The sequence below is a fragment of the Rhodococcus ruber NBRC 15591 genome, from assembly GCF_001894945.1.
In the GTDB taxonomy this organism is placed as follows: domain Bacteria; phylum Actinomycetota; class Actinomycetes; order Mycobacteriales; family Mycobacteriaceae; genus Rhodococcus; species Rhodococcus ruber.
In genome coordinates this window covers 134,315-158,924 of sequence record NZ_BCXE01000013.1, presented here as the reverse complement: position 1 = coordinate 158,924, position 24,610 = coordinate 134,315, and the positions used below count along the sequence as shown (strand labels likewise).

22 protein-coding genes are annotated in these 24,610 nt (G+C 70.6%); 13 read left to right on the top strand and 9 right to left on the bottom strand.

The features are described 5' to 3' along the window. Positions 1–130: 130 nt before the first annotated feature. Entirely contained in the window at positions 131–739 is a 609-nt protein-coding gene (locus tag RR3_RS09435; protein ID WP_064066329.1) for a DUF3267 domain-containing protein, read from the top strand. Between the two features lie 49 nt (positions 740–788). Next, positions 789–1,301: a ribonuclease FAU-1 family protein gene (locus tag RR3_RS09430; protein ID WP_064066328.1), complete on the top strand. Its 513-nt coding sequence runs from the start codon at positions 789–791 to the stop codon at positions 1,299–1,301. A 30-nt stretch (positions 1,302–1,331) separates the two neighbouring features. Here RR3_RS09430 and coaE read toward each other — a convergent pair whose 3' ends face one another. Then, the gene (gene coaE / locus RR3_RS09425; protein ID WP_026137901.1) at positions 1,332–2,549 is read right to left on the bottom strand and encodes a dephospho-CoA kinase; all 1,218 of its coding nucleotides are present in this window, start codon (positions 2,547–2,549) and stop codon (positions 1,332–1,334) included. A gap of 216 nt (positions 2,550–2,765) precedes the next feature. On the opposite strand from coaE, the gene RR3_RS09420 reads away from it, so the two are divergent. Beyond that, entirely contained in the window at positions 2,766–2,981 is a 216-nt protein-coding gene (locus tag RR3_RS09420) for a hypothetical protein (RefSeq protein WP_010595326.1), read from the top strand. Positions 2,982–3,153: 172 nt separating this feature from the next. On the opposite strand, the gene rpsA is transcribed toward RR3_RS09420, so the two are convergent. Next, the gene (rpsA, locus tag RR3_RS09415) at positions 3,154–4,617 is read right to left on the bottom strand and encodes a 30S ribosomal protein S1 (protein ID WP_010595325.1); all 1,464 of its coding nucleotides are present in this window, start codon (positions 4,615–4,617) and stop codon (positions 3,154–3,156) included. A 221-nt stretch (positions 4,618–4,838) separates the two neighbouring features. Between rpsA and RR3_RS09410 the strand changes: the two genes are divergently transcribed. The 3 genes from RR3_RS09410 (at position 4,839) to RR3_RS09400 (ending at position 9,340) form a co-directional block, all read left to right on the top strand. Then, positions 4,839–5,687: a class I SAM-dependent methyltransferase gene (locus RR3_RS09410; protein WP_010595324.1), complete on the top strand. Its 849-nt coding sequence runs from the start codon at positions 4,839–4,841 to the stop codon at positions 5,685–5,687. A gap of 68 nt (positions 5,688–5,755) precedes the next feature. Further along, the gene (locus tag RR3_RS09405) at positions 5,756–6,445 is read left to right on the top strand and encodes a TMEM175 family protein (RefSeq protein ID WP_017681324.1); all 690 of its coding nucleotides are present in this window, start codon (positions 5,756–5,758) and stop codon (positions 6,443–6,445) included. A 99-nt stretch (positions 6,446–6,544) separates the two neighbouring features. Then, complete coding sequence (locus tag RR3_RS09400) at positions 6,545–9,340, top strand: AMP-binding protein (RefSeq protein WP_064066327.1); 2,796 nt, start codon at positions 6,545–6,547, stop codon at positions 9,338–9,340. A gap of 13 nt (positions 9,341–9,353) precedes the next feature. On the opposite strand, the gene RR3_RS09395 is transcribed toward RR3_RS09400, so the two are convergent. The 5 genes from RR3_RS09395 to RR3_RS09375 all read right to left on the bottom strand — a co-directional run bounded on the left by RR3_RS09395 (position 9,354) and on the right by RR3_RS09375 (position 13,678). Continuing rightward, positions 9,354–10,115, bottom strand: coding sequence for an amino acid ABC transporter ATP-binding protein (locus RR3_RS09395; protein ID WP_026137902.1), 762 nt, complete (start codon positions 10,113–10,115; stop codon positions 9,354–9,356). Then, complete coding sequence (locus RR3_RS09390) at positions 10,112–11,098, bottom strand: amino acid ABC transporter permease (protein ID WP_010595320.1); 987 nt, start codon at positions 11,096–11,098, stop codon at positions 10,112–10,114. The genes RR3_RS09395 and RR3_RS09390 overlap by 4 nt, the downstream gene beginning before the upstream one ends. Before the next feature lie 14 nt (positions 11,099–11,112). Then, complete coding sequence (locus RR3_RS09385; protein ID WP_064066326.1) at positions 11,113–11,985, bottom strand: ABC transporter substrate-binding protein; 873 nt, start codon at positions 11,983–11,985, stop codon at positions 11,113–11,115. A gap of 123 nt (positions 11,986–12,108) precedes the next feature. Further along, positions 12,109–12,438, bottom strand: coding sequence for an antibiotic biosynthesis monooxygenase family protein (locus tag RR3_RS09380; protein ID WP_040275116.1), 330 nt, complete (start codon positions 12,436–12,438; stop codon positions 12,109–12,111). A 145-nt stretch (positions 12,439–12,583) separates the two neighbouring features. Next, a complete protein-coding gene (locus tag RR3_RS09375; RefSeq protein WP_064066325.1) occupies positions 12,584–13,678 on the bottom strand; it encodes an isocitrate/isopropylmalate dehydrogenase family protein in 1,095 nt (364 codons plus the stop codon). Between the two features lie 19 nt (positions 13,679–13,697). Between RR3_RS09375 and RR3_RS09370 the strand changes: the two genes are divergently transcribed. From RR3_RS09370 to trxA, 3 genes are all read left to right on the top strand, one after another. Beyond that, on the top strand, positions 13,698–14,216 hold the full coding sequence (locus RR3_RS09370; protein ID WP_064066324.1) for a 2'-5' RNA ligase family protein: 519 nt from the start codon (positions 13,698–13,700) through the stop codon (positions 14,214–14,216). A gap of 238 nt (positions 14,217–14,454) precedes the next feature. Next, complete coding sequence (locus tag RR3_RS09365) at positions 14,455–15,462, top strand: GlxA family transcriptional regulator (RefSeq protein WP_017681329.1); 1,008 nt, start codon at positions 14,455–14,457, stop codon at positions 15,460–15,462. 128 nt (positions 15,463–15,590) lie between these two features. Continuing rightward, positions 15,591–15,962 carry a thioredoxin gene (trxA, locus tag RR3_RS09360; RefSeq protein ID WP_003937902.1) on the top strand — a complete coding sequence of 124 codons (372 nt, stop codon included), beginning with the start codon at positions 15,591–15,593 and terminating at the stop codon, positions 15,960–15,962. Positions 15,963–16,019: 57 nt separating this feature from the next. On the opposite strand, the gene polA is transcribed toward trxA, so the two are convergent. Continuing rightward, a complete protein-coding gene (gene polA, locus RR3_RS09355) occupies positions 16,020–18,743 on the bottom strand; it encodes a DNA polymerase I (protein ID WP_017681330.1) in 2,724 nt (907 codons plus the stop codon). Positions 18,744–18,944: 201 nt separating this feature from the next. On the opposite strand from polA, the gene RR3_RS09350 reads away from it, so the two are divergent. From RR3_RS09350 to RR3_RS09335, 4 genes are read left to right on the top strand one after another with little or no spacing between them, the layout of a single operon-like run. After that, positions 18,945–20,291, top strand: a complete 1,347-nt coding sequence (locus RR3_RS09350) for a branched-chain amino acid ABC transporter permease (protein ID WP_064066323.1) — start codon at positions 18,945–18,947, stop codon at positions 20,289–20,291. 5 nt (positions 20,292–20,296) lie between these two features. Then, positions 20,297–21,286: a branched-chain amino acid ABC transporter permease gene (locus RR3_RS09345; protein ID WP_064066331.1), complete on the top strand. Its 990-nt coding sequence runs from the start codon at positions 20,297–20,299 to the stop codon at positions 21,284–21,286. Next, complete coding sequence (locus RR3_RS09340) at positions 21,279–22,319, top strand: ABC transporter ATP-binding protein (RefSeq protein WP_064066322.1); 1,041 nt, start codon at positions 21,279–21,281, stop codon at positions 22,317–22,319. Before RR3_RS09345 ends, RR3_RS09340 begins: the two co-directional genes overlap by 8 nt. Before the next feature lie 5 nt (positions 22,320–22,324). Beyond that, positions 22,325–23,140: an ABC transporter ATP-binding protein gene (locus RR3_RS09335; RefSeq protein ID WP_064066332.1), complete on the top strand. Its 816-nt coding sequence runs from the start codon at positions 22,325–22,327 to the stop codon at positions 23,138–23,140. 53 nt (positions 23,141–23,193) lie between these two features. Here the strand turns inward: RR3_RS09335 and RR3_RS09330 are convergent, their stop codons facing one another. Beyond that, the gene (locus RR3_RS09330) at positions 23,194–24,519 is read right to left on the bottom strand and encodes an ABC transporter substrate-binding protein (protein WP_010595309.1); all 1,326 of its coding nucleotides are present in this window, start codon (positions 24,517–24,519) and stop codon (positions 23,194–23,196) included. Between the last annotated feature and the right edge of the window lie 91 nt (positions 24,520–24,610).

The following is a 24,610-nucleotide window of genomic DNA, read 5'->3' as shown; positions in this document are numbered from 1 at the left end:
CCGGGACACGGAGTCGTCCGCCGGGACACGGAGTCGTCCGCCGGGCATGATCGGTCGGACCGGACCGCCGTCCACCGCCGGCTCTCGTCGGACAGTCCGTCCGGGAGACCGCGACCTCCAGGGGGTACCCGTGAACGCTCGCAACGATCCGAAGCCCGCGGTGGCGCCGCCACCGGACTACCGGGTCCACACCCGGCTGGACCTGAAGAACGACACGCGGGCGGTCGCGGCCGTGCGGACCGTCCTCGTTCTCACCGTCGCCGTCCTCTTCGGCGCGGCGGTACTCCTGGACCTGCCGCTGCGGAGCGGCTGGGGCACGGCGCCGACGATCGTCGTCACCGTCGTGGCGTGTCTCGGCTACCTGGCGGTGCACGAACTGACCCACGGCCTGGTCTCCCGGATCCTCTCCGGTGTGCGTCCGACGTACGCGGTGCGGTTCCCCTTCCTGACGACGGGCAGCGACGCCTGGCTCACGCGGAACGCGGCCGTGACCGTCACGCTCGCTCCCGTGGCGCTGTGGGGCGCGGTCCTGGTGGCCCTGCTGTTCACCGTGCCCGTCGACGTCGTTCTCACCGTCTTCGTCGTCACGGTGGTGAACTTCGCGGGGTCCGCCGGCGACTACGTCCAGGCCGGCGCGCTGTGGCGGCTGCCGGCCTCCGCGCTCGTGCAGGACAACGGGCACGAGACGACGACGGCGGTGCCGGCCGGGCCGACGCCGGCCGGGCCGACGGGCCGGTAGGTCCGGCACCGTCGGGTTCGCCGGGTCGGACCACAGTAACGTTCAGGTCATGTCCGAGGCGAAGCTCCACCACGTCAAGGTCGAGACCTTCGACGTGGCCGCGCATACCAACGTCGACCCGAAGGGCTTCGTGCGGAAGGTGGAGGTGTATCGCGTCGAGCAGTGGGGTCTGTACATGGCACGGCCCGCCGACCACCCGCAGTTCGGGTATCTCGAGTCGTGGCTGCTGCCGGAGCTGGGCCTACGTGCCTCGATCTTCCACTTCCGGCCCGGCTTCGAGCGCGACCAGGACCGGTACGTCGACATCGGCGAGTTCTGGCGCGAAGGGGACGTGTGGCATTCGCGTGATCACTACCTCGACCTCGTGGTGCGCACCGGACACGACACCGCCGTCGAGGACGTCGACGAGTTGCTCGCCGCCGCGGCGGCGGGTCTGCTCGATCCCGGGACCGCCGAGCGCGCGGTGCAACGAGCGTTGCGGGCGGTCGACGGCATCGCCACGCACGGCCACGACCTCGACGCGTGGCTGGCCGCGCTGGCCATGCCGATCAGCTGGCGCTGAGCCGCCGCTCAGCCGTCCCCGGCCCGCGCGTCAGGCCGACCATCCGGTCTGCTCGGCCCATTCCCGGGCACGCGTGGAGGCGCCGTCGAACCAGGGCGCCTTCTCCTCGGCGTAGACCGCAGCAGCCTCGGCGGGGTCGTGGCGGGCCGCCGCGTCGCGGGCCGCGGCCCGCTTGATCTCGGCGTACTCGGTGGCCGCGTCGGAGTCCGCGCGCAGCCAGTCCCGCAGCAGCAGCGCGAACTGCTGGCCCGGCCAGCCCTGCACCCGCAGGTGCACGTACGCGGGCCGGCCCGGGTCGGCACTGCCGTGCAGTCGCATGCCCCACACCGCCGGATCGGTTTCGCCGCCGGCACCGTACGACGGCTGCGGCTCGTCGTGGTCGACGTGGGCGATGCGGGGAAAGCCGGCCCCGGCCAGGGCGTCGTCGAGCGCCTCCGCCGCGGCGAGGTCCGGCACGGTGATCTGCAGGTCGAGGACGTCGACTGCGGCCAGACCGGGCACGGCAGTCGAACCGATGTGGTCGATCCGCAGCGCGCGGCCCCCGGCGGCGAGCGCGAGCCGGGCGATCAGCCGTTGCGCCTGCCGGTGCCAGTCCGGGTTCGGATCGACGAGCACCGGCGCCGGCCGCACGGGGACGCGGCCGCGCAGGTTCGCCTCGAACGGCACGAGCCGCTCGGTCCACAGCCTGCGCACGGCCGCGGCGAGGACGTCGCGCTCGCCGTTGTTGTCCAACCAGACATCCGCTGCGGCACGGCGCTGTTCGTCGGTGGCCTGGGCGGCGATGCGGGCACGCGCATCGTCCTCGGGCATCGCGCGTAGTTCGACCAGACGGCGCAGCCGCTCGTCGGCGTCGGTGTGCACCACGGCGACGAGGTGGAACGCGGGCGCCATGCCTCCCTCGACGAGCAACGGGATGTCCTGCACGACGACGGCGTCGGCCGGGGCGGCGGCGACCAGCTCGGCGGTGCGTGCCCCTACCCGGGGGTGGGTGATCGCGTTGAGCACCGCCCGTGCCTCGTCGCTGGCAAAAGCCTTGGCGGCCAAGGCGGGCCGGTTCAGGGATCCGTCCGGCAGCAGGATGTCCTCGCCGAACGCCGCAGCGAGTTCGGCCAGGCCCTCGGTGCCCGGCGCGACGACTTCGCGGGCGATGGTGTCCGCGTCGACGAGCACCGCCCCCAGCGCGACGAGTTCGTGGGAGACGGTGGATTTGCCCGCCCCGATACCTCCGGTCAGTCCGAGTCTCAGCACGCCGACCAGTGTCGCATCACCGGCCCGGCGGCGGGACACCGGCCGGTCGTCACACTGCAGTCACAGCAGGGTCACAGAGAGGTCGCGACCTGCGGTTTCGGCGGCAACACGCCGATCGCACCGGTCTCACCTGCCCCAGTATCATCGGCGCGTCGGATATCGTCGGACCGAGCGTCCGACCACCGTCGTTACCCGCCCCACTCGAGAAGGCACCGCATGCGATCCTCCCCTCAGCTGCCCGGTCGGCATCGTCTCGGCATGGAGAACGGTGTTCACTGCATCCTCATCCCCGAGGTGGCCGCCGCGCTCGCCGAACACCGGCGAAACTGGTTCACCATGCTGCTCAGCAACGCCCGCCACAGCCAGGCGGCGATACGCAAACGCGCCGCCGAGCTGCCGGCCCAGTGGGCCACCACCCCGGCGGTGAGCTGACCAGTTCCGGCCCCGGTCGGCGCGACGCACACCACTGTGGCCCCGCTCCTCGTGGAGCGGGGCCACAGTGGTGTCCGGCACCGGTGCCCGCCGCCCTTCCGTCCGCCCATTCCGGGCGGCACACGCGAGGGGCCCCGCACCGGATCGGTGCGGGGCCCCTCGATCGAACGTGTCAGGCGTTGCCGGACAGCTTCTCGCGCAGCGCGGCGAGCTGCGCGTCGCTGGCCAGCGAACCGCCGGTCGACTCGGCGACGCCGGTCTCCGCACCCGTCTCGGACGAGTAGTTGCTGCCGGAGACACCCGCGGCGGCCTCGGCGGCCTCGTCCGCAGCCATCTTCTCGATCTGAGCGGTGTGCATCTTGTGGCGACGCTCGGCCTCCGCGTAGCGGGACTCCCACTCCTCGCGCTGCTTCTCGAAGCCCTCGAGCCACTCGTTGGTCTCGGGGTCGAAGCCCTCGGGGAAGATGTAGTTGCCCTGCTCGTCGTAGCTGTCGGCCATGCCGTACTTCGACGGGTCGAACTCGGCGTTGTAGTCCTCGTTCGCCTGCTTCAGCGACAGCGAGATGCGGCGACGCTCGAGGTCGATGTCGATGACCTTGACCATCGCGTCGTCGCCGACGGCCACGACCTGGTCCGGAACCTCCACGTGGCGCTCGGCCAGCTCGGAGATGTGCACCAGGCCCTCGATGCCCTCCTCGACACGCACGAACGCGCCGAACGGAACCAGCTTGGTGACCTTGCCGGGGACGATCTGGCCGATCGCGTGGGTCCGGGCGAACTGACGCCACGGGTCTTCCTGGGTGGCCTTGAGCGAGAGCGACACCCGCTCCCGGTCCAGATCGACGTCGAGAACCTCGACGGTGACCTCGTTGCCGACCTCGACAACCTCGGACGGGTGGTCGATGTGCTTCCAGGACAGCTCGGAGACGTGCACCAGGCCGTCCACCCCGCCCAGATCGACGAACGCGCCGAAGTTGACGATGGAGGACACGACGCCCTTGCGGACCTGGCCCTTCTGGAGCTGGTGCAGGAACTCGCTGCGGACCTCGGACTGGGTCTGCTCGAGCCAGGCGCGACGCGACAGGACCACATTGTTGCGGTTCTTGTCGAGCTCGATGATCTTGGCCTCGATCTCCTTGCCGACGTACGGCTGCAGATCGCGGACGCGACGCATCTCGACGAGCGAGGCGGGCAGGAAGCCACGCAGGCCGATGTCGAGGATCAGGCCGCCCTTGACGACCTCGATGACGGTGCCCTTGACGGCCTCGTCCTTCTCCTTGAGCTCCTCGATCGTGCCCCACGCGCGCTCGTACTGCGCACGCTTCTTCGACAGGATCAGGCGGCCTTCCTTGTCCTCCTTGGTGAGAACCAGGGCCTCGACCTCGTCGCCGACGGAGACGACCTCGTTGGGGTCGACGTCGTGCTTGATGGAGAGCTCACGGGACGGAATGACGCCTTCGGTCTTGTAACCGATGTCGAGCAGCACCTCGTCGCGATCAACCTTGACGATGGTGCCTTCCACGATGTCGCCATCGTTGAAGTACTTGATCGTGGCGTCGATGGCGGCGAGGAAATCCTCGGCGGAGCCGATGTCGTTGACGGCTACCTGCGGCGAGGTGACGGTGGTGGAGGGCATGTGTTGAGTTGCTCCGGACGGGTTGGTAGTCGGTTGATGAAGTTCGGTCGGACGAGCGGACCGCGCGCCGCGCGAACGCCGCGCACACCCCGCCGCGGGCGACCGCGCCGGATCCTGTCGGGCCACGGGCGGACACTCGCGACCCTCAGGCTACGCGTCCCGGTGCTAGCTGGGCAAACCCGGGCCGGTGTCGCCCGTCCGGCGGCTCTACCCTGAACGACATGTCCGACGACCGTCACGCCCACGCCCAGTCCGTCCTGGGAACGACCCGCGCAGGTCGGGCCCGCCTCGGCACGAGGGACAGCGAACGTGCGAGCCGCACCTGGTGGGACGCCGACGCCGCGGACTACCACCGCACCCACGGCGAGTTCCTCGGTGTGGACTCGGCGGACGGCGAGTTCGTGTGGTGCCCGGAGGGACTGCACGAGGACGATGTGCACCTGCTCGGCGACGTGTCCGGCAGGGACGTCCTCGAGGTGGGTTGCGGTTCGGCGCCGTGCGCCCGCTGGCTCGCCGGCCGGGGCGCCCGGGCGGTGGGGCTGGACATCTCGATGGGGATGCTCGCGCGCGGGCAGGCCGCGATGGACCGCGGCGGACCGCGGGTGCCGCTCGTGCAGGCCGGTGCGGAGGATCTGCCCTTCGCGGACGAGAGCTTCGACATCGTGTGCTCGGCGTTCGGGGCGGTGCCGTTCGTCGCCGACTCGGCACGGGTCATGCGGGAGGTCGCGCGGGTGCTGCGCCCGGGCGGGGTCTGGGTGTTCGCGGTCAACCATCCGATCCGCTGGATCTTCCCGGACGATCCGGGTGAGCGGGGGCTGACCGCGATGCTGCCGTACTTCGATCGCACCCCGTACGTGGAGGTCGACGCGACCGGGGTTCCCACCTACGTCGAGCATCACCGCACCATCGGGGACCGGGTGCGCGAACTCGTCGCGGCCGGCCTCGAGATCCGCGACATCGTCGAACCCGAATGGCCGGAGGGGCTCGACCGCGAGTGGGGCCAGTGGAGCCCGCTGCGGGGGGAACTGTTTCCCGGCACCGCCATCTTCTGCAGCCGCAAGCCGGGCTGATCCGACCGCGAACACCGGCGCCCCCCGATCGTCCACTGCGCCGAACCCGCCTGTGTCATGGTCGTGGGGTGACGCCCGCCGAGGACGATTCCGGCGCGCCGCGCCCGCGCCACGACACCCCGCGACGCGGCGGCCGGTTGCTGCCCACCACGCGGCTCGACGCGTTCTCCGACGGAGTGTTCGCGATCGTCATCACCTTGCTCGTCCTCGAACTCGACGTACCCGAATCGGCAACCCGGCTGCTCGAGGACCTGCGTGCCGAATGGCCTTCGTTTCTGGGATACCTGGTCAGCTTCGCCTTCATCGGTGGGGTGTGGGTCGAGCACATCAACCTCACCCGCGTGCTGCGGGCGGCCGACGCGGTCTTCCTGCGCCTGAACCTGTTGCTGCTGCTGTTCGTCTCCTTCCTGCCGTTCACCACCAGCCTGATGGCGACCCACCTGGCCGACGCGGCGCGACGACCGGCGACGGTGGCGTTCGGCGTGAACCTGACCCTGGCGATCCTGATGAGCAACGTGCTGGTCGTCTACGCCGTGCGCGCCGCCGACCTGACCGACGAGGCGGGCCGCGCCGAACTGCCGACGCTGGCCCGCGAGCGGTGGTCGGCGGCGGTACTCATGGCCGCCTCGACCGTGCTGGCGGCGTTCCTGCCGCAGCTCGCGGTGGCGTTCTATCTCGCGGCCGCCGTGCTCCTGCTCGCCGAGCCGTTCCGGCTTCTCCGGGTCCGCCGGCACCGAACGGGCACCGGACCGGGGTGAACCGGCCGGCCGGGGGCCTTCGGCCCTTCTCGTCGCCCGCACTCGCGCCTATGTTGGGCAGCAGGACGACCGGTCCCTCCCACAGGCGGCGAGACGACAGTGAGCGAGCCTACGATCTCGGGGCAGGACGATGCCCTGCTGCTGTCGGTGGTCCGCGATCTGGTGGCCGAGCGGTACACGATCGACCGCGCCGCCGGCACGCGCCTCGACAGCGTCTTCGATCGTGATCTCGGCCTCGACAGTCTCGCGGTCACCGAACTGTTCTCCCGTGTCGAAGAGGCCTTCGCGGTGCGCCTGCCCCGCGAGGCGCTCGGCACCGTGAGCACCCCGCGTCAGCTCCTGCAGGCGGTGCACCGCGCACCCGCGCGGGAGCGCCGCGGTCCGGTGCCCGCGCGGCGGGCCGCGCCGGCACCCGCCGAACGGACCCCGGAGGCGACCGCCACCCTCACCGAGGCGCTCTCCTGGCACGCCCGCACCCATCCGGATCGTGTCCACCTGCGCATCCTCACCGAGGGACACCGGAGCGAGATCGGCTACGGCGAGCTGTACTCGGCGGCCGGCACCGTGTCCGCCGCACTGCTCGCCCGCGATCTGCGCCCCGGGGACGCGGTCGGGCTGATGCTCCCCACGGGCCGGGACTACTTCACGACGTTCACCGGCGTGCTCCTGGCCGGCGGTGTCCCCGTCCCGGTCTACCCGCCGGCACGTCCGTCCCAGCTCGCCGACCACCTCCGCCGCCAGGTGCGCATCCTCGACAATGCCCGGGTCCGTGTGCTGGTCACCGACCCGGAGGCCGCGGGCCTGGCCCGGTTGACGGCCGGCCAGGTGCAGACGGTGCGCCACGTCGTGACCCCGGGTGAACTGGCCGGTTACGGGGAGGCCGCCGGCGCCGCCCGCGCCGCCGGCGACATCGCCCTGCTGCAGTACACCTCCGGCAGCACGGGTGATCCCAAGGGCGTGACCCTCACCCATGCGAATCTGCTCGCCGACATCCGGGCGATGGGCACGGCCGCCGAGGTCTCCCCCTCCGACGTGTTCGTCAGCTGGCTGCCCCTCTACCACGACATGGGGTTGATCGGCGCGTGGTTGTCGGGCCTGTACTTCGCGGTGCCGGTGGCGGTGATGTCGCCGCTGGAATTCCTCGGCCGGCCGGAGCGGTGGTTGTGGGCGATCCACACCCAGCACGGGACCCTGTCGGCGGCGCCGAACTTCGCCTACGAGTTGTGCCTGCGCAGAATCGCCGACGCCGATGTCGACGGGCTCGATCTCGGCTCGCTGCGCATGCTGTTCAACGGTGCCGAAGCCGTGAATGCGGAGACGGTGCTCCGGTTCTGCGAGCGCTTCGCCGCCTACGGGCTCCGCCGTGAGGCCGTGGCCCCGGTCTACGGGCTGGCGGAGGCATGCGTCGGACTGACCTTCCCGCCCGTCGGGCGGGGCCCGGTGATCGACCGAGTCGACCGCGAGCGTTTCCTGCGGACGGGCCGCGCGGTGCCCGCCGGCGACGAGGATCCGAACCCGTTGCGGTTCGTCGCCTGCGGCCACCCCCTCCCGGGGCACCGGATCCGGGTGGTCGACTCGGCTTCGAACGTGCTGGGCGACCGGCGCGAGGGCCGGATCGAGTTCCGCGGCCCCTCGGCCACCGCCGGGTACTACCGCAATCCGCAGGCGACCCGGGCACTGTCGCGGCACGGGTGGCTCGACACCGGCGATCTCGGCTATCTCGACGGCGGCGAACTCTACGTCACCGGTCGCGTCAAGGACCTCGTCATCCGGGCGGGCCGCAACCTGCACCCGGAGGAACTCGAACGGGCGGTGGGCGAGATCCCCGGCATCCGCAAGGGCTGCGTGGCGGTGTTCGCGACCACCGCGCAGACGGGCGGCACCGAGCGCCTGGTCGTTCTGGCCGAGACACGCGAGACCGAAGCGGCCGTCCTCGACCGGCTCCGGGAACGCATCGTCGGGGCCGCGGTGGACCTGCTCGGGACCCCGCCGGACGACATCGTGCTCGCCCCGCCCGGAACGGTGCGCAAGACCTCGAGCGGAAAGATCCGCCGGTCGGCCACCCGGGAACGCTACGAACAGGGCGACATGCGGGCCCGTCCCCGGCCGGTGTGGTGGCAACTGACCCGGTTCGCCGTCCGCGGCGCGGTCCCGAGCCTGCGGCGCGCGGCACACCTGGTCCGGACCGGGGCGTTCGCCCTGTGGTGCTGGTCGACGGTCGTCGTGGTCGGCCTGCCGACCCTGGTCGCCGTGGCGGTGCTGCCTCGCCTTCCGGCGCGCCGCGCGGCCGCGGGCCGGGCCGCACGGGCCCTCGCGCGCCTGACTCGCACCCCGGTGACCGCGGACGGCACCGAGCATCTCGAGCGGTTGCCGGACTGTGTGGTGGTCGCCAACCACGCCAGCTTCCTGGACGCCATCGCGATGTCGGCGGTCCTGCCGGGCAGCTACACGTTCGTCGCCGGTGAGGTCTTCGAGCGCAAACCGTTCATCGGGTTCCTTCTGCGGCGGCTCGGGACGCGGTTCGTCGAGCGCACCGAACGCGAACAGAGCGTGGCCGACGCGGACCGGCTGGTCGAGGTGGCCCGCACCGGGGGGCGCCTGGTGGTCTTCCCCGAGGGCGCACTCTCGGAGGTCCCCGGGCTGCGGTCCTTCCGCCTGGGCGCGTTCGTGATCGCGGCGCGGGCGGGTCTTCCGGTGGTCCCGGTCGCGATCACCGGCACCCGCGCGATGATGTGGCCCGAGCACGGCAGGATCATCCACCGCGGGGCGGTCCACCTGGTCGTCGGCGAGCCGATCCTGCCGTCCGGGGACAGCTGGGACGCCGCTGTGGCGCTCGAGCGTGCGGCGCGCGCCGTGATCGCCGCGCACTGCGGAGAACCCGACGGCGGCCGCTGAGCGGGCCCGGACGCTAGAGCAGCTTCGACAGGAACGACTTCGTCCGTTCGTGCTGCGGATTGCGCAGCAACTCCTGCGGCGGGCCGGCTTCGACGACCACGCCGCCGTCCATGAACACCAGTTGGTCGGCGACCTCGCGGGCGAAGCCCATCTCGTGGGTGACCACCATCATCGTCATCCCGCCGGCGGCGAGGTCCCGCATGACCGCCAGCACCTCGCCGACGAGCTCGGGGTCCAGGGCGGAGGTGGGCTCGTCGAAGAGCATGAGCTTCGGTTCCATGGCCAGGGCGCGGGCGATGGCCACGCGTTGCTGCTGGCCGCCGGAGAGCTGGGCCGGGTAGGCGTCGGCTTTGGCCGCGAGCCCGACCTTGTCGAGCAGGTCCCGGGCCAGCGCGACGGCGTCGGGGCGACGCATCTTCTTCACCAGCATGGGCGCCTCGACGACGTTCTCGAGGGCCGTGCGGTGCGGGAACAGGTTGAAGTGCTGGAAGACCATGCCGATCTCGCGGCGCTGCTTGGCCGCCGCGCGCGGGCTCAGCTCGTAGAGCTTGCCCCCGCGTTCGGCGTAGCCGACGAAGTGGCCGTCGACGTGCAGGCGGCCGGCGTCGATGTTCTCGAGGTGGTTGATGCAGCGCAGGAAGGTGGACTTGCCGGATCCGGAGGGTCCGATCAGGCAGGCGACGGTGCCGTCGGGCACCTCGAGGGACATGCCGTTGAGCACCCGCAGGGCGCCGTAGCTCTTGTAGACCCGGTCGGCCTGGACCATGGGCGTCATCGACGTTCTCCTCCGGGGATGTCGGGTGCCTGCGCGGCGCCGGGCTCGACGGGCACGGGCTTGCCCTGCGCGTCGGCGAGGGCCTGCAACTGCCGCGTCGTGAGCTGGCGGCTCAGGCCCTTCGAGTAGTGCCGTTCGAGGAAGTACTGGCCCACCATGAGCAGGCTGGTGATGGCCAGGTACCAGGTGGCGGCGACGAGCAGCAGCGGAATGGGCTGGAAGTTGGCGCCGGAGATGTCGCGGGCACGGCCGTAGAGCTCGAGACTGTACGGCACCGCCGCGACCAGGGAGGTGGTCTTGAGCATGCTGATGAGTTCGTTGCCCGTCGGCGGGATGATCACCCGCATCGCCTGCGGCAGGATGGTCCGGCGGATGGTCTGCGACCACGACATGCCGAGCGCCACCGAGGCTTCCGTCTGGCCCTCGGGGACCGAGCCGATCCCGGCGCGCACGATCTCGGCCATGTAGGCGGCCTCGTTGAGGCCGAGTCCGATCACGGCGAATAGGAAGGCGGCGTTGATGCCCTGCAGATCGATGTGCACGAACTGGTGCACGAACGGGATGCCGAGGTCGAGCTGCTTGTAGATCGAGGGGAACAGGCCCCAGAACACCAGCTGCACGTAGACGGGGGTGCCGCGGAAGATCCACAGGTACACCCACGAGACGGTCTTGAGCACCGGGTTCGGGGACAGGCGCATGACCGCGAGGAGCACGCCGAGCAGGACGGCGAGCAGCATCGCCAGCACGGTCAGCTGCACGGTCTTCCAGGCCGCCTCGGTGATGCGCCGGTCGAACAGATACTGCGCGTACACGTCCCAGCGGTAGGCCTCGTTGGTGGCGGCGCCGTAGAGGAACAGCGCCAGCAGCACGGCGACGACGATGCCGGCGATCCAACGGCCCGGCCGTCGCAGCGGCACGGCCTCGATGGTTTCCGGTTCGGTCTGCGGTTCCGGTCCGGTGAGGGAGGTCGGACGGTCGCTCATCGCACCCCTTTCGGTCAGCTCGTCGCCGCGTTGATCTGCGCGGTGTCGATGGTTCCTTCTTCCATGCCCCACCGCTGCGCGATCTGCGCGTAGACGCCGGAGTCGATGAGGTGCTGCATCGCCTGTTGCAGCACCGGTCCGAGAGGCGAGCCCTTCGCGACGACGAAACCGTAGGGAGCGGCGTCGAACACGGGTCCGGCGGTTTCGAGCCGGCCGTCGCTGCGGGCGATCGCGTACGCGGTGATCGGCGAGTCGGCCGAGAGCGCGTCGACGCGGCCGAGGATGAGGGCGTTGGTCGCCTCGTCCTGGCTGTCGTACTTGACCTTGTCGATCGGGGGTCTGCCCGCAGCGACGCAGGCTTCGCTCTTGGCGGGCACCTCGTCGATGTCCTCGTAGGTGGTGGTCTGCACCGCGACGCGCAGCCCGCACGCGTTGTCGGGGTCGACGTCGTCACCGACGCGCTGCGCCCACTGCACCCCGGCGCTGTAGTAGGTGACGAAGTCGACGGACTGCTCGCGTTCCTTCGTGTCGGTGAACGACGACGAGCCCATGTCGAACGTGCCCGCCTGGACGGCGGGGATGATGCGGTCGAAGTCGGATTCGTTGAACACCGGGCGCACGCCGAGGACGTCGCCGAGGGCCTCGACGAGTTCGACCGCGAAACCGACGATGCGGCCGTCGTCGTCCTTGAACTCGTTCGGGGCGTAGGGCACGTTGACGCCCACCTTCAGCTCACCGGTCGTCGCGACGGTCGCCGGGAGCTGGTCGGCGATCGCATCGACCCGGTCGGCGCCGACCCGGTCACCGGGCGGCACAGTCGACTCGGTGTTGACGACGCAGCCGGACAGGACCGCGGCCGTCAGCAGCGCACCGAGCAGCCCCGCCACGAGGCGTCGACGGCCGGTCGGTCCAGGAAGATGCTGGTTCGTCCACAACCGCACAGTATCCATCGGCGGGCCCGTATTGCGGAATCCGCTCCGAACAGACCCGGCGGCGCCGGTCGTACCTGCCTACCGGGTACCGGGGTCGACCGGTACGTAGTTGCCGACGTCCGCGACGACACCGAGCTCGAGGCGGAACGCGGCCGGGTCGAACCCCCGGCGGGCGTGGCGTTCCTGCAGGACCGTCCGGGCCTCGTGCAGCGCCGTGGGATCCGCCCAGCGCACCACGGTGACGATGTTGTATTCGCTCGGCCCGGAGCACAGTTCGACGACGTCGTCGCCGCGGAAGCCGGGCTGGGTGCGCAGGTCGCGGTGGGTCTCGTGGACCGCGGCGAGGAAGGTCTCCCGTGCGGCCGCGGGAACGGCGAACTTGTCGATACGCAGGATCTCGGTGGTCATGGCGGCCACGCTAGAACCTCGAGCCGACTCGAGGTCAACAGCTGCGAACTCGGCCACGACTCGAGCCGCGAGCTCAGCGACGATTCGAGCTGCGAGCTCAGCGACGATTCGAGCTGCGAGCTCAGCGACGACTCGAGCTGCGAGCTCAGCGACGCAGCGTGCGGGCGACGACGGTCTCGGTGAATTCCGCGGTGGAGGCGAGTCCCCCGAGATCGGCGGTGGCCACGCCGGCCTCGACGGTCGCCTCGACGGCGTGCTCGATCCGGCGGGCGGCGGCGACGAACTCGGGCAGGTCGTGGACGGTGCCGAGCCGGTCGAGGAGCATCGCGGCGGACAGGATGAGGGCCGTGGGATTGGCGCGGTTGCGGCCGGCGATGTCGGGGGCCGCCCCGTGGGCGGCCTGCGCCATGGCCTGGGTGTCGGAAGCGTTGATCGACGCCGCGGTGCCGAGCGAGCCGGACAGCTCGCCCGCGAGGTCGGAGAGGATGTCGCCGAACATGTTCTCGGTCACGACGACGTCGTAGTCGCCGCCGTGGCGGACGAGGTGGGCGGCCATGGCGTCGACGTGCTCGTCGTCCACCGTGACCGACGGATACTGGGCGCCGACCTCTCGGCACACGTCCCGGAACAGGCCGGTGGTCAGGGACAGCACGTTGGCCTTGTGCACGATGGTAAGACGGTGGCGACGACGGGCGGCGAGCCGGAAGGCGGTGTGGGCGATGCGTTCGGAGGCGGCCCGGGTGACGACGCCGACGGCGAGCGCGACGTCGGGGGTGGGCATGAATTCGCCGCTGCCGACGGCCATGTTGCGGTCGGCGTAGAGCCCTTCGGTGTTCTCCCGCACGATGACGAGGTCCATGTGCGGTGACACGGCGCGGACGCCGGGCAGGGCGCGGGCGGGACGGATGTTGGCGTAGAGGCCGAACCGCTTGCGAATCTGTCCGCCCGGCGTGAGCTGGGCCCGGAACGGGTCGGGGTAGGCCGCGCTGTCGTGCGGTCCGAGGATCCACGACCCCAGGCCGGCGAGGGCGTCGAGGGTGGACTCGGGGGTGGGGGTGCCGTGGGTGGCGATCGCATCGGCGCCGAGCGGCAGCGGCACCCAGTCGATCTGCGGGCCGTGCGAGGCGGCGACGGCGGCGTCGACCACCCGCCGGGCGGCCGGGACGATCTCGTGACCGATCCCGTCTCCCTCGAGCAGTCCGATGCGGTGCGGGGCGGGGATTGCGACGGCGTCGGTCATGGGGCAATCATTACCCACCATGGTGCAGTCGGTGGAACTGCTCCTCGACGACCGCCTGGATCAGGCCGTCCGCGAGGAATGGACGCGCTTGCTGGACGTGGGGCTGGCCAGTCAGGCCCGCAACCGGTCCGAGTCGAACCGCCCGCACATCACGCTCGCGGTCGCCGCATCGATCCCGCCGGGGGTGGAAGGGACGATGCGGGAGCGGATCACGGGCGAGCCGTTGCCGGTGCGGCTCGGGGGGATGGTGCTGTTCGGCTCGCGTACCGCGACGGTGGCGCGGCTGGTGGTGCCCACGGCCGAACTGCTCGAGCTGCAACGGGTGGTGTTCGAGCTGATCGACGGCTGTCCGGGTGTTCCCCCGCATATCCGGCCCGGCGAGTGGACCCCGCACGTGACCCTGGCCCGTCGGGTGCCGCCGGGCCGGCTCGGCTCGGCGCTCACGGCGACCCGTGCGGGCACCCGGGAGCTGACGGGCGTGTCGGCGGGCATCCGGCGGTGGGACGGCGAGGCGCGGCGCGAGTGGCGGGTGGTGTGACGCCGCGCCGCCGCGGGCCGGTCCCGGATCAGACGCGGTAGTCGCCGAACTGGGTCTCCTCACGGTGGGTGTCGGGCGTCCGGCCGGTCAGCGCCAGGGCGTCGAGCACCACGAACACGACGAGGACGAGCAGGAGGACGGTCATGGTCTCAGCCTCGTCCGCGGGCGCACCTGCCGACAGCGGCAGGAACGACATGTAGCGTCGTTTTCCGGCCAATCCGATGGCAGACTGGGTGACATGCTGACGACGGTGGTCGTGCCGCTGCTCCCCCGCACCGAGGTCTTCGAACTCGGTGTCGCCTGTGAGGTGTTCGGGTTCGACCGCTCCGACGACGGGTTGCCCGTGTACGACTTCAGCCTCGTCGCGGGCAGTCCCCACCCGGTCACCACCCGATTCGGGTACACGATCGACGTCCCCTACGACCTCGATCGCCTCGACGACGCGGATCTGATCGTCATTCCCGCCGGCGGCACCGGGATCGCCGACCGCGACGAGTCGTTCGTCTGCGGCGCCGGCGGCGAGATCGCCGATCTGGAGCCACTGTTCGCGAAGCTGCGCGCCGCGGTCGATCGCGGCGCGCGGGTCGCGAGCCTGTGCACGGGTGCCTTCGTCCTGGGTGCGGCCGGGCTGCTCGACGATCGCCGCTGCACCACCCACTGGCGCCACGCGGCGCAGCTGGCCGCACGCTTCCCGTCCGCGAAGGTCGATCCGGACGTGCTCTACGTCGACGACGACCCGGTGTTCACCAGCGCCGGCACCGCCGCCGGCATCGACCTGTGCCTGCACATCGTGCGCAGGGAGCAGGGTTCCGACGTGGCCAACGGCATCGCGCGCCGGATGGTGGTCCCGCCGCACCGCGACGGCGGGCAGGCCCAGTACGTCGCCATGCCGCTGCCGACGGCACCCGCCGAAACCCTCGCGCCGCTGCTCGACTGGATGACCGAGCACCTCGACGAGGATCTGCCCGTGGCGGCGCTCGCCGCGAAGGCACACATGTCCCCGCGGACCTTCGCGCGGCGGTTCCTGGCCGAGACCGGGACGACGCCCGCCCGCTGGTTGCGCGATCAGCGGGTCTTCGCCGCCCAGCGGTTGCTCGAGAGCACGGACCTGCCCGTCGACGCGGTCGCCGACCGCGTCGGGTTCGGGACCGCCGCGGTCCTGCGGCAGCACTTCCTGCGTCTGCGCCGCACCACGCCGCACACCTACCGTCGCACGTTCCGCGCCGGGTCCGGCCTCGGGCGATGATCCGCCCCGAGGTCGGGGCCCGCCGCGGTGTCGGCGAGGTGGGTATCCCCGGCCGGAGCGGGTACCCGCGGGAAGAAACGGTCGCGACGGGACGTTGACGCGATCAGTACCCGACCGAAAGGATCCCTGTGGCCACCCAGACTCTCACCCAGCAGAACTTCGACGACATCATCACCGGTAACGACGTGGTCCTCGTCGACTTCTGGGCGTCGTGGTGCGGGCCGTGCCGCTCCTTCGCCCCCACGTTCGAGTCGTCCTCGGAGAAGCACCCGGACGTCGTGCACGCCAAGGTCGACACCGAAGCCGAACAGGGCATCGCGGCGGCGGCGAACATCCGGTCCATCCCCACGATCATGGCGTTCCGGGAAGGCATCCTCGTGTTCAACCAGGCCGGGGCCCTGCCGCCGGCCGCGCTCGAGGATCTCGTGACCCAAGTCAAGGCCCTCGACATGGACGAGGTACGCCGGCAGATCGCCGAACAGAACCAGAAGCAGGGCTAGCACCGGCTCCGGCGCACTCCCGGCGCGACCGGGAGTGCGCCTGCCCGCGCCGGGCGGTCAGTGCGCGGCGGCGTCCCAGCTGCGTCCGGACCCGACCGAGACGTCCAGCGGGACGGACAGTTCGATGACCGAGGCCATCTTGTCCCGCACCAGCTGCTGCACCCGTTCGCGCTCGTCGGCGGTCACCTCGAGCACCAGCTCGTCGTGCACCTGCAGGAGCATGCGCGAACGCAGTCCGGCCTCGCGCAACGCCGTCTGCACGTCGATCATCGCGACCTTGATGATGTCGGCGGCGGTGCCCTGGATCGGGGCGTTGAGCGCGGCGCGTTCGGCGACCTCGCGGCGCTGCCGGTTGTCGCTGTTCAGGTCCGGCAGGTAGCGGCGGCGGCCGTAGAGGGTGGAGGTGTAGCCGTCCTTGCGGGCCTGTTCGACGACGGCGTGCAGGTAGTCGCGCACGCCGCCGAAGCGGTTGAAGTACGCCTCCATCTGTTCGCGGGCCTCGTCGGTGGAGATCTTCAGCTGCTGCGCCAACCCGTACGCGCTGAGCCCGTACGCCAAGCCGTACGACATCGCCTTGACCCGCCGCCGCAGTTCGGGGGTGACCTCCTCGATCGGCACCCCGAAGGCCCGGGAGCCGACGAAACTGTGCAGGTCCTCGCCGGTGTTGAAGGCCTCGATCAGCCCCTCGTCCCCGGAGAGGTGGGCCATGATCCGCATCTCGATCTGGCTGTAGTCCGCGGTGAGCAGCAGGTCGTAGCCGGGGCCGACGACGAACGCGTCGCGGATGTGCCGGCCCGCCTCCGTGCGCACCGGGATGTTCTGCAGATTCGGCTCGGTCGAGGAGAGCCGGCCGGTGGCCGCCACGGTCTGGTTGAAGGTGGTGTGGATGCGGCCGTCGTCGGCGATGGATTTGATCAGACCGTCGACCGTGGTCTTCATCTTCATCGCTTCCCGGTGGGCGAGCAGATGCTCGAGGAACGGGTGCCCGGTCTGCTCGAACAGGTTCTGCAGTGCCTCGGCGTCAGTGGTGTAGCCGGTCTTGGTCTTCTTCGTCTTCGGCATGTCCAGCTCGTCGAACAGCACCACCTGCAGCTGCTTCGGTGAGCCGAGGTTGATCTGTTTGCCGATCACGTCGTAGGCGGCCGACGCGGCGGCGGCGACGTCCGCGACGAAGCCGGACTGCAGGTCCTCCAGCCGTTCGGCCTCGACTGCGATGCCGGTTGTCTCGAGGTCGGCGAGGACCCCCAGCAGGGGCAGTTCCATGTCGGTCAGCAGGGCGGTGGACTCGATCTCTTCGAGTTCGGTGGCCAGGGCCGCGGCGAGGTCCACCACCGCCCGGGCCTGCAGAATCGCCGACTCGGCGGCCTTCGCGTCCGCGGCATCGGCGTCGTCGAGCAGCGAGAGCTGCTGCTCCCCCGACTCCTCGACCCGCAGTTCCCGCTTGAGGTAGCGCAGGGACAGGTCGTCGAGATTGAAGCTGCGCTGACCGGGACGCACCAGGTAGGCCGCGAGGGCGGTGTCGCTGGTGACCCCGGCCAACGTCCAGCCGCGGCCGCGCAGTGCGTGCAGGGCGCCCTTCGCCTCGTGCAGCGCCTTGGGCACCGTCGCGTCGGCCAGCCAGCCGGTCAGCGCCGTCTCGTCCTCGGGCGTGAGGGTCGTGGTGTCCACGTACGCCCCCTCCCCGTCGGCCGCGGCGATCGCCACGGCTGTGGCGTCACCGCCGTACGGAACACAGGACCCGAGCACGGTGATCCCGTGCCGCGCACCCGGCCCGGCATGCTCGGCCAGCCACCCGGTGAGCGCGCCCGGCTCGAGCACGCCGCCGCGCACCTCGAAGCCCTCCTCGGCCTCGGGTTCGACCGAGCTGAGCGTCGCGAACAGCCGGTCGCGCAGCACCTTGAACTCGAGGTCGTCGAACAACCGGTGGATGCGGTCGCGGTCCCAGGGAGCCAGCGCCAGCTGGTCGGGGGTGTAGGGCAGGGTCATGTCCCGCACCATCTCGGTGAGCTGACGGTTGAGCAGCACGCTCGACAGGTGCGCCCGCAGAGCGTCGCCGGTCTTCCCGCGGACCTCGTCGACGCGGTCGACGAGGTCGGTGAGGCTCCCGAACTCGCGGATCCACTTGGCGGCGGTCTTCTCCCCCACGCCCGGGATCGACGGCAGGTTGTCGCTCGGATCCCCGCGCAGCGCCGCGAAGTCCGGGTACTGCTGCGGGGTCAGCCCGTACTTCTCCTCCACCGCCGCCGGCGTGAACCGCGTCAGGTCCGACACTCCGCGCCGGGGGTACAGGACGGTGACGTCGTCGGTGACCAGCTGCAGGGAGTCCCGGTCGCCGGTGACGACGAGCACCCGATATCCCTGGGCCGCGGCCTGCGTGGCCAGGGTGGCGATGATGTCGTCGGCCTCGAAACCGGCCTCGGCCATCACCGGGATACCCAGGGCCCCGAGCACGTCCTTGGTGATGTCGATCTGACCGCGGAACTCGTCGGGCGCGGAGCTGCGGTTGGCCTTGTACTCGGGGTACGCCGTCGCCCGGAACGTGTCGCGGTTGACGTCGAACGCGGCGGCGACGTGGGTGGGTTGCTCGTCGCGCAGCAGGTTGATGAGCATGGAGGTGAACCCGTACACCGCGTTGGTGGTCTGGCCGCTGTGGGTCTTGAAGTTCTCCGCCGGCAGGGCGTAGTACGCGCGGAACGCCAGGGAATGCCCGTCGAGCAGCAACAGGGTCGGTCGGTCGCCGCCGGAGGCGGCGGGTGCGGAGGAGGTCGATGCGCGAGTCACGGTTCCTCAGTCTAGGGACCGGCTCGGACAACCCGGACCCACCGCGACCGTGTGCGCGGCGCGGCGCGGCGAAACAGAACAGATACGCGGCGGAAATCGCAGAGCGCCGTGGAACGCTGTTGCAGCCGCTAAAGTCCGGTTCCACGACGCCGGTGCCCCGGCGGCGCGCACGACGACCCCGACGTGATCCGGAGGACCTGCGTGGCCCCATTCGTGCCGCTCCGGGAGCGATGGCCGGTCCCTCGGCTCGCCCCGACACTCCTGCTGCTGCTGCTCGCGCTCGCCGGTCTCGGAGCCGGGATCGGGACCGCGGTCGCGCAGGAGCCCACGCCCCCGCCGGCACCGGTCACCACCGCTCCGCAGCCGAGCGAGGGGGTGCGGGTCAGCGGCAGCCTCAACAACGCCGGGCAGCGCCTCGGCGGGGTCACGGTCCGGGCCCGCGACACCACGGGCGCCGAGGTCGCCGAAGCGACCTCGGCGGCCGACGGCCGGTGGGAGCTGACCGTGCCCCCCGGCACCTACACGTTCGAGGTGGACGAGCAGTCCCTCCCCGACGAGGTCAGCGTGCGGGCCACCGTCCAGCGCGACGTCGTCGCCGGGCGGGCGAACACGGTCATCTTCTCGTTCGGCGAGTCGCGTTCCGGGTTCGGCACCTCCGGGTGGGAGACGGTGATCCGCACCGTCGTCGACGGACTCCGGTTCGGCCTGGTGATCGCGATCGCCGGGGTCGGGTTGAGTCTGATCTTCGGAACCACCGGCCTGACGAACTTCGCGCACGGGGAACTCGTGACCCTCGGCGCGGTGGCCGCGTGGATCTTCAACGTGAGCCTGGGCATCCAGTTGATCCCCGCGACGCTGCTCGCCATCGCGGTGGGCATCGCCATCGGCCTGCTCAACAACGGGCTGATCTGGGCGCCCCTGCGGCGGCGGCGCACCGGCCTGATCGCCCAGCTCGTCGTGTCGATCGGCCTCGCGATCTCGCTGCGCTACCTGATCCTCGCGCTGTTCTCCGACCGGGCCGAGCCGTTCGCCGACTACCAGGGCCAGCGCCAGCTGGAATGGGGCCCGATCGCGATCACCCCGGTGAACCTGGCGTGCATCGTCGTCAGCCTCGTCGTGCTCGTCGGGGTCGCCCTGCTCGTCCAGCGCACCCGCATCGGCAAGGCCATGCGCGCGGTGGCCGACAACCGGGATCTGGCGGCGGCCTCGGGCATCGACGTCGAACGCGTCGTCCGGTTCGTGTGGGGACTCGGCGGCGGACTCGCGGCCCTCGGTGGGGTGTTGTTCGGTCTGTCCGAGCTCGGCGGCCGCGTCCAGTGGGAGATGGGCTTCAAGCTGCTGCTGCTGATGTTCGCCGGGATCACCCTCGGCGGGCTGGGCACCGCGTACGGGGCGCTGCTGGGCTGCGTGATCGTCGGCCTGCTCGTGCAGCTGTCGACGCTGATCATCAACCCCGACCTGAAGTACATCGGTGGTCTGCTCGTGTTGATCGTCGTCCTCGTCGTCCGTCCGCAGGGCATTCTCGGCAGCCGGGCCAGGGTGGGGTGAGCGCCGTGGATCTCGTTGCCGTTCTCCAGGTTTCCTTCGCCCAGTTGATCGGGCCGTCGGCGATCTTCTACGCGCTGCTCGCCATCGGACTGAATCTGCACTTCGGGTACGCCGGACTGCTCAACTTCGGCCAGATCGGATTCGCCCTGCTCGGCGGGTACGGCGTCGGGATCATGACCGTGACCTACGACCAGCCGCTGTGGCTCGGCATCCTCGTGGGGCTGGCCGCCTCGGCCCTGCTGGCCGTGGTGCTGGGCATCCCCACCCTGCGGCTGCGGGCCGACTACCTCGCCATCGTCACCATCGCGGCCTCCGAGATCCTGCGGCTGGTGTTCCGGTCCACCGCCTCGGATCCGGTGACCGGCTCGACCAACGGGCTGTTCGGATTCGCCGGACCGTTCACCGAGCTCAGCCCGTTCGACTCCGGGCGGCAGTACTCGCTGCTCGGGATGCGGTTCTACGGCGACGACCTGTGGGCGATGGTCGTGGGCTGGACCCTGGTGCTGGCGCTGTGCGGGCTGGTGTACCTGCTCAGCCACAGCCCGTGGGGGCGAGTACTCAAGGCCGTCCGCGAGGACGAGGACGCCGCCCGATCGCTCGGCAAGAACGTCTTCGTGTACAAGATGCAGGCGCTGGTGCTCGGCGGCATGATCGGCGGGCTCGGCGGCATCTTCAACGCGCTGCAGACCAAGTCGATCAACCCCGACTTCTACTCCACCGCGCAGACGTTCTTCGCCTTCGGCGCCCTGATCCTCGGGGGCGCCGCCACCGTGTTCGGTCCCGTCCTCGGCGCGATGCTGTTCTGGTTCCTGCTCACCATTCCCGATGCCCTGCTGCGCCAGGCCATCTCGGGTCCGGACCCGCTGCTGGCCCTGTCCGAGCAGCAGGTCGGCGCGATGCGCTACATCCTCCTCGGCGTGCTCATCGCCGTCATGATGGTGTTCCGGCCCCAAGGCATCCTCGGCAACAAGCGGGAGGTGCAGCTCGATGCCTGACGCGACCCTGCCCGCGGCACAGCGTTCCGCCCTGTTCGACACCGTGGCCCGCGAGCCCGGCGCGGCCAAACCGGATCCGGTCCTCGTGGTGGACGCGCTCTCCCGAACCTTCGGCGGTCTCCGGGCGGTCGACGTGGCGCACCTCGAGATCCAGCGCGGCTGCATCACCGGCCTGATCGGGCCGAACGGCGCCGGCAAGACCACGCTGTTCAACCTGCTCACCGGTTTCGACCGACCCGACACGGGGACCTGGAGCATGGACGGGACGTCGCTCGGACGTCTGCACCCGCACCAGCTCGCGCGCCGCGGGATCGTGCGGACGTTCCAGCTCACCAAGGCGCTGTCGAAGATGACCGTGCTCGACAACGTGCGGCTCGGTGCGACGGGCCAGCGGGGGGAACGGATGCTCGCAGCGTTGCTGCCGTGGACGTGGCACCGGCAGGAACGTGCCGTCACGGAACGTGCCCGCGAGATGCTGGCGCGGTTCGCCCTCGACGCGAAGGCCGACGACCTGGCCGGTTCCCTGTCCGGTGGGCAGCGCAAGCTCCTCGAGATGGCCCGGGCCCTGATGACCGAACCGGCGGTGGTCATGCTCGACGAGCCGATGGCCGGGGTCAATCCCGCGCTGACGCAGACACTCCTCGGGCACATCAAGACCCTGCGCGACGACGGCACGACCGTCGTGTTCGTCGAGCACGACATGGACGTCATCCGCGACATCTCCGACTGGGTGGTGGTGATGGCGCAGGGATCGGTGATCGCCGAGGCTCCGCCGGACCAGCTTTCCTCGAATCCGGCCGTCGTCGACGCCTATCTCGGCAGCCACCACGACCAGGTGCTCGAGTTCGACGACGAGGGCAACCCCGTCGGCGCCACGGCCGCGCTCGCCGTAGCGATGGAGGAGGCCGAGGCCCAGACCCTCGAGACCGGTGGCGACCTGTCCGAGCCGGACACCACCGTCCTCGCCGACCTGCCCGACGGGACCGGACGGCTCGGACCCGGGCCCGAGCCTCCGACGCAGGAGAAGCCGTGAGCGAGATGCCACCCCCCGAACCGGCGCAGACGACCGCGGCCGAGCGCGCGGCCACCGCCGAGGAACACGCCCGCCTCGCCGAGGGGGCACTGGTGCGCGCCGACGACATCGTCGCCGGGTACTTCCCCGGCGTCGACATCCTGCGCGGCTGCAACTTCTTCCTCCGCGACGGCGAGATCGTCGGCATCATCGGACCCAACGGTGCCGGCAAGTCGACCCTGCTCAAGGCGCTGTTCGGGCTGATCCCCGTGCGACGCGGCACGGTGACGCTGCGTGGCGACGATATCACCGCCGCTCCGGCGCACGTCCTGGTACGCAAGGGGCTCGGCTACGTGCCGCAGACCCGCAACGTGTTCCCGTCACTGACCATCGAGGAGAACCTCGAGATGGGAATCTACCTGCGGCCCAAGCAATTCGACCAACGGTTCACGTTCGTCGCGGAGTTGTTCCCGCTCCTCGGTGAGCGTCGCAAGGTCAAGGCCGCGACCCTGTCCGGCGGTGAGCGGCAGATGGTGGCGATGGGCCGGGCACTGATGATGGATCCGTCCGTGCTGCTGCTCGACGAACCGTCGGCGGGCTTGTCGCCGATGTTCCAGGACGAGGTGTTCATCCGCTGCAAGAAGATCAACGCCGCGGGGGTGTCGATCATCATGGTCGAACAGAACGCCCGCCGGTGCCTGCAGATCTGCGACCGCGGCTACGTGCTCGACCAGGGCCGCAACGCCTACACCGACACCGGACCGAACCTCATGCACGACCCGAAGGTCGTCGAGTTGTACCTCGGGACGCTCGCCGGCAGCAGGGAGCAGAAGCACAACTGACGCTGGGCGGGCCGGGAACCGATCCGGTTCCCGGCCCGCCCACCGAGTCGTCGTCACTCACCGACCACGATGTAGTCCTCCGTGGTGAGCGTGTTGTCCGGCCCGAACACCAGGTGCCCGTACGATCCGATCCCCGGCTCGCCGGCGTCGGTGAACTCGAGTCGGCCGGTGACACCGTCGTAGTCGATGTCCTGGCCCCCGCGCAGCAGATCGACGCACTGCTGGTAGCTGGTACACGTCGTGCCGCCCTGGGTGACGTCGTTGATGTTCGCGGCGATGTCCACACCGGCGGTGGAACCGGCCTGTTCCGCCGCGAGCGCCGAGATCACCACGGCGTCGTAGGACTCGCCGGAATAGTTGAAGTCGATCAGCGCGGGATCGACGGCCCGGAGCCGATTCTGGAAGTCCGGTCCGACGTCCGTGAGCGGCGTGGTGCCACGCATCGTGTCCAGCAGTCCCGGCGCGACGGCCTCACCGAGGGCATTGCCCATGTTTCCGTCCACGCCGTAGACGAGCATCCCGTCGGCCGGCCCGATGCCCACCTCGTGCATGCGGGTGAGAATCTTCGCGGACTCCTCGAACCCGATGAGCGCCACGGCGTCGGGCCCGAAGTTCTTGATCTGGTCGACCTCGGCGTTGAAGGACTGCGCGTTGGGGTCGTAGATGATCTTCTGGATCTGATCCTCCGGCACGCCGGCCTCGACGAGGTTGTTCTGGGTGTTGGTGGCCAGGCCGGTGCCGTACGGGTCGTTGAGCGCGATGATCGACACCCGCTGGGCACCGTCGTCCGAGATCAGCTGCGCCAGCGCCTGGGCCTGCAGCACATCGGTGGGGGCGGTGCGGAAGTACAGCCCCTTGTCGGGGTAACACACGAACTGGTCGGAGGTGTTCGCCGGCGAGAACATCACCACCCCGGCGCCGGTGATCTTGTCGATCACCTTCAACGACACCGACGACGAGGCCGCGCCCACGATCACCTGGGTTCCCGCCGCGAGCTCCCGGTCCACCGTGGAATTCGCCGTGTCGGTCGTGGTGTCGCCCGAGTCGCCGGTGATCAGTTCCACCGGCTGGTTCAGCACACCGCCGGCGGCGTTCACGTCGTCCACCGCGAGTCGCACCGCCGCCACCTCGGGCGGCCCGAGGAAGGCGAGGCTGCCGGTCTCGGGTAGCAGGGTGCCGATCTTGAGCGGTGTCGTCACCGGGGTGGCCCCGGCGGTCGCCTGCGCGGGTTCGCAGTCGGTGGTCACGGTCGTCGCCGACGCTGCGCTGTCACCGGAACCGCCCGTGGCGGAATCGTCGCTGTCCGAGCTACACCCCGCAAGGGCGAGAGACGCTGCTCCGAACACCGCAGCGGCGCGGACGAAGGTCCGTCTGGCCATCCAACTCTCCTTCGGTCGGCATGCACACCGTCTCCGGATACGTCACCGGGACGTGGCCAGAAACCTATCCGCCCCACGCGTTCCGCGAACC

Bases quoted from the DNA above. Each gene is read 5' to 3' on its own strand.
- RR3_RS09390 (WP_010595320.1), bottom strand. From the start codon at position 11,098: ATGAGCGACCGTCCGACCTCCCTCACCGGACCGGAACCGCAGACCGAA.
- RR3_RS09375 (WP_064066325.1), bottom strand. From the start codon at position 13,678: ATGACCGACGCCGTCGCAATCCCCGCCCCGCACCGCATCGGACTGCTC.
- RR3_RS09365 (WP_017681329.1), top strand. From the start codon at position 14,455: ATGCTGACGACGGTGGTCGTGCCGCTGCTCCCCCGCACCGAGGTCTTC.
- RR3_RS09395 (WP_026137902.1), bottom strand. From the start codon at position 10,115: ATGACGCCCATGGTCCAGGCCGACCGGGTCTACAAGAGCTACGGCGCC.
- RR3_RS09330 (WP_010595309.1), bottom strand. From the start codon at position 24,519: ATGGCCAGACGGACCTTCGTCCGCGCCGCTGCGGTGTTCGGAGCAGCG.
- RR3_RS09340 (WP_064066322.1), top strand. From the start codon at position 21,279: ATGCCTGACGCGACCCTGCCCGCGGCACAGCGTTCCGCCCTGTTCGAC.
- RR3_RS09430 (WP_064066328.1), top strand. From the start codon at position 789: ATGTCCGAGGCGAAGCTCCACCACGTCAAGGTCGAGACCTTCGACGTG.
- rpsA (WP_010595325.1), bottom strand. From the start codon at position 4,617: ATGCCCTCCACCACCGTCACCTCGCCGCAGGTAGCCGTCAACGACATC.
- RR3_RS09410 (WP_010595324.1), top strand. From the start codon at position 4,839: ATGTCCGACGACCGTCACGCCCACGCCCAGTCCGTCCTGGGAACGACC.
- RR3_RS09370 (WP_064066324.1), top strand. From the start codon at position 13,698: ATGGTGCAGTCGGTGGAACTGCTCCTCGACGACCGCCTGGATCAGGCC.
- RR3_RS09335 (WP_064066332.1), top strand. From the start codon at position 22,325: ATGCCACCCCCCGAACCGGCGCAGACGACCGCGGCCGAGCGCGCGGCC.
- RR3_RS09420 (WP_010595326.1), top strand. From the start codon at position 2,766: ATGCGATCCTCCCCTCAGCTGCCCGGTCGGCATCGTCTCGGCATGGAG.
- RR3_RS09380 (WP_040275116.1), bottom strand. From the start codon at position 12,438: ATGACCACCGAGATCCTGCGTATCGACAAGTTCGCCGTTCCCGCGGCC.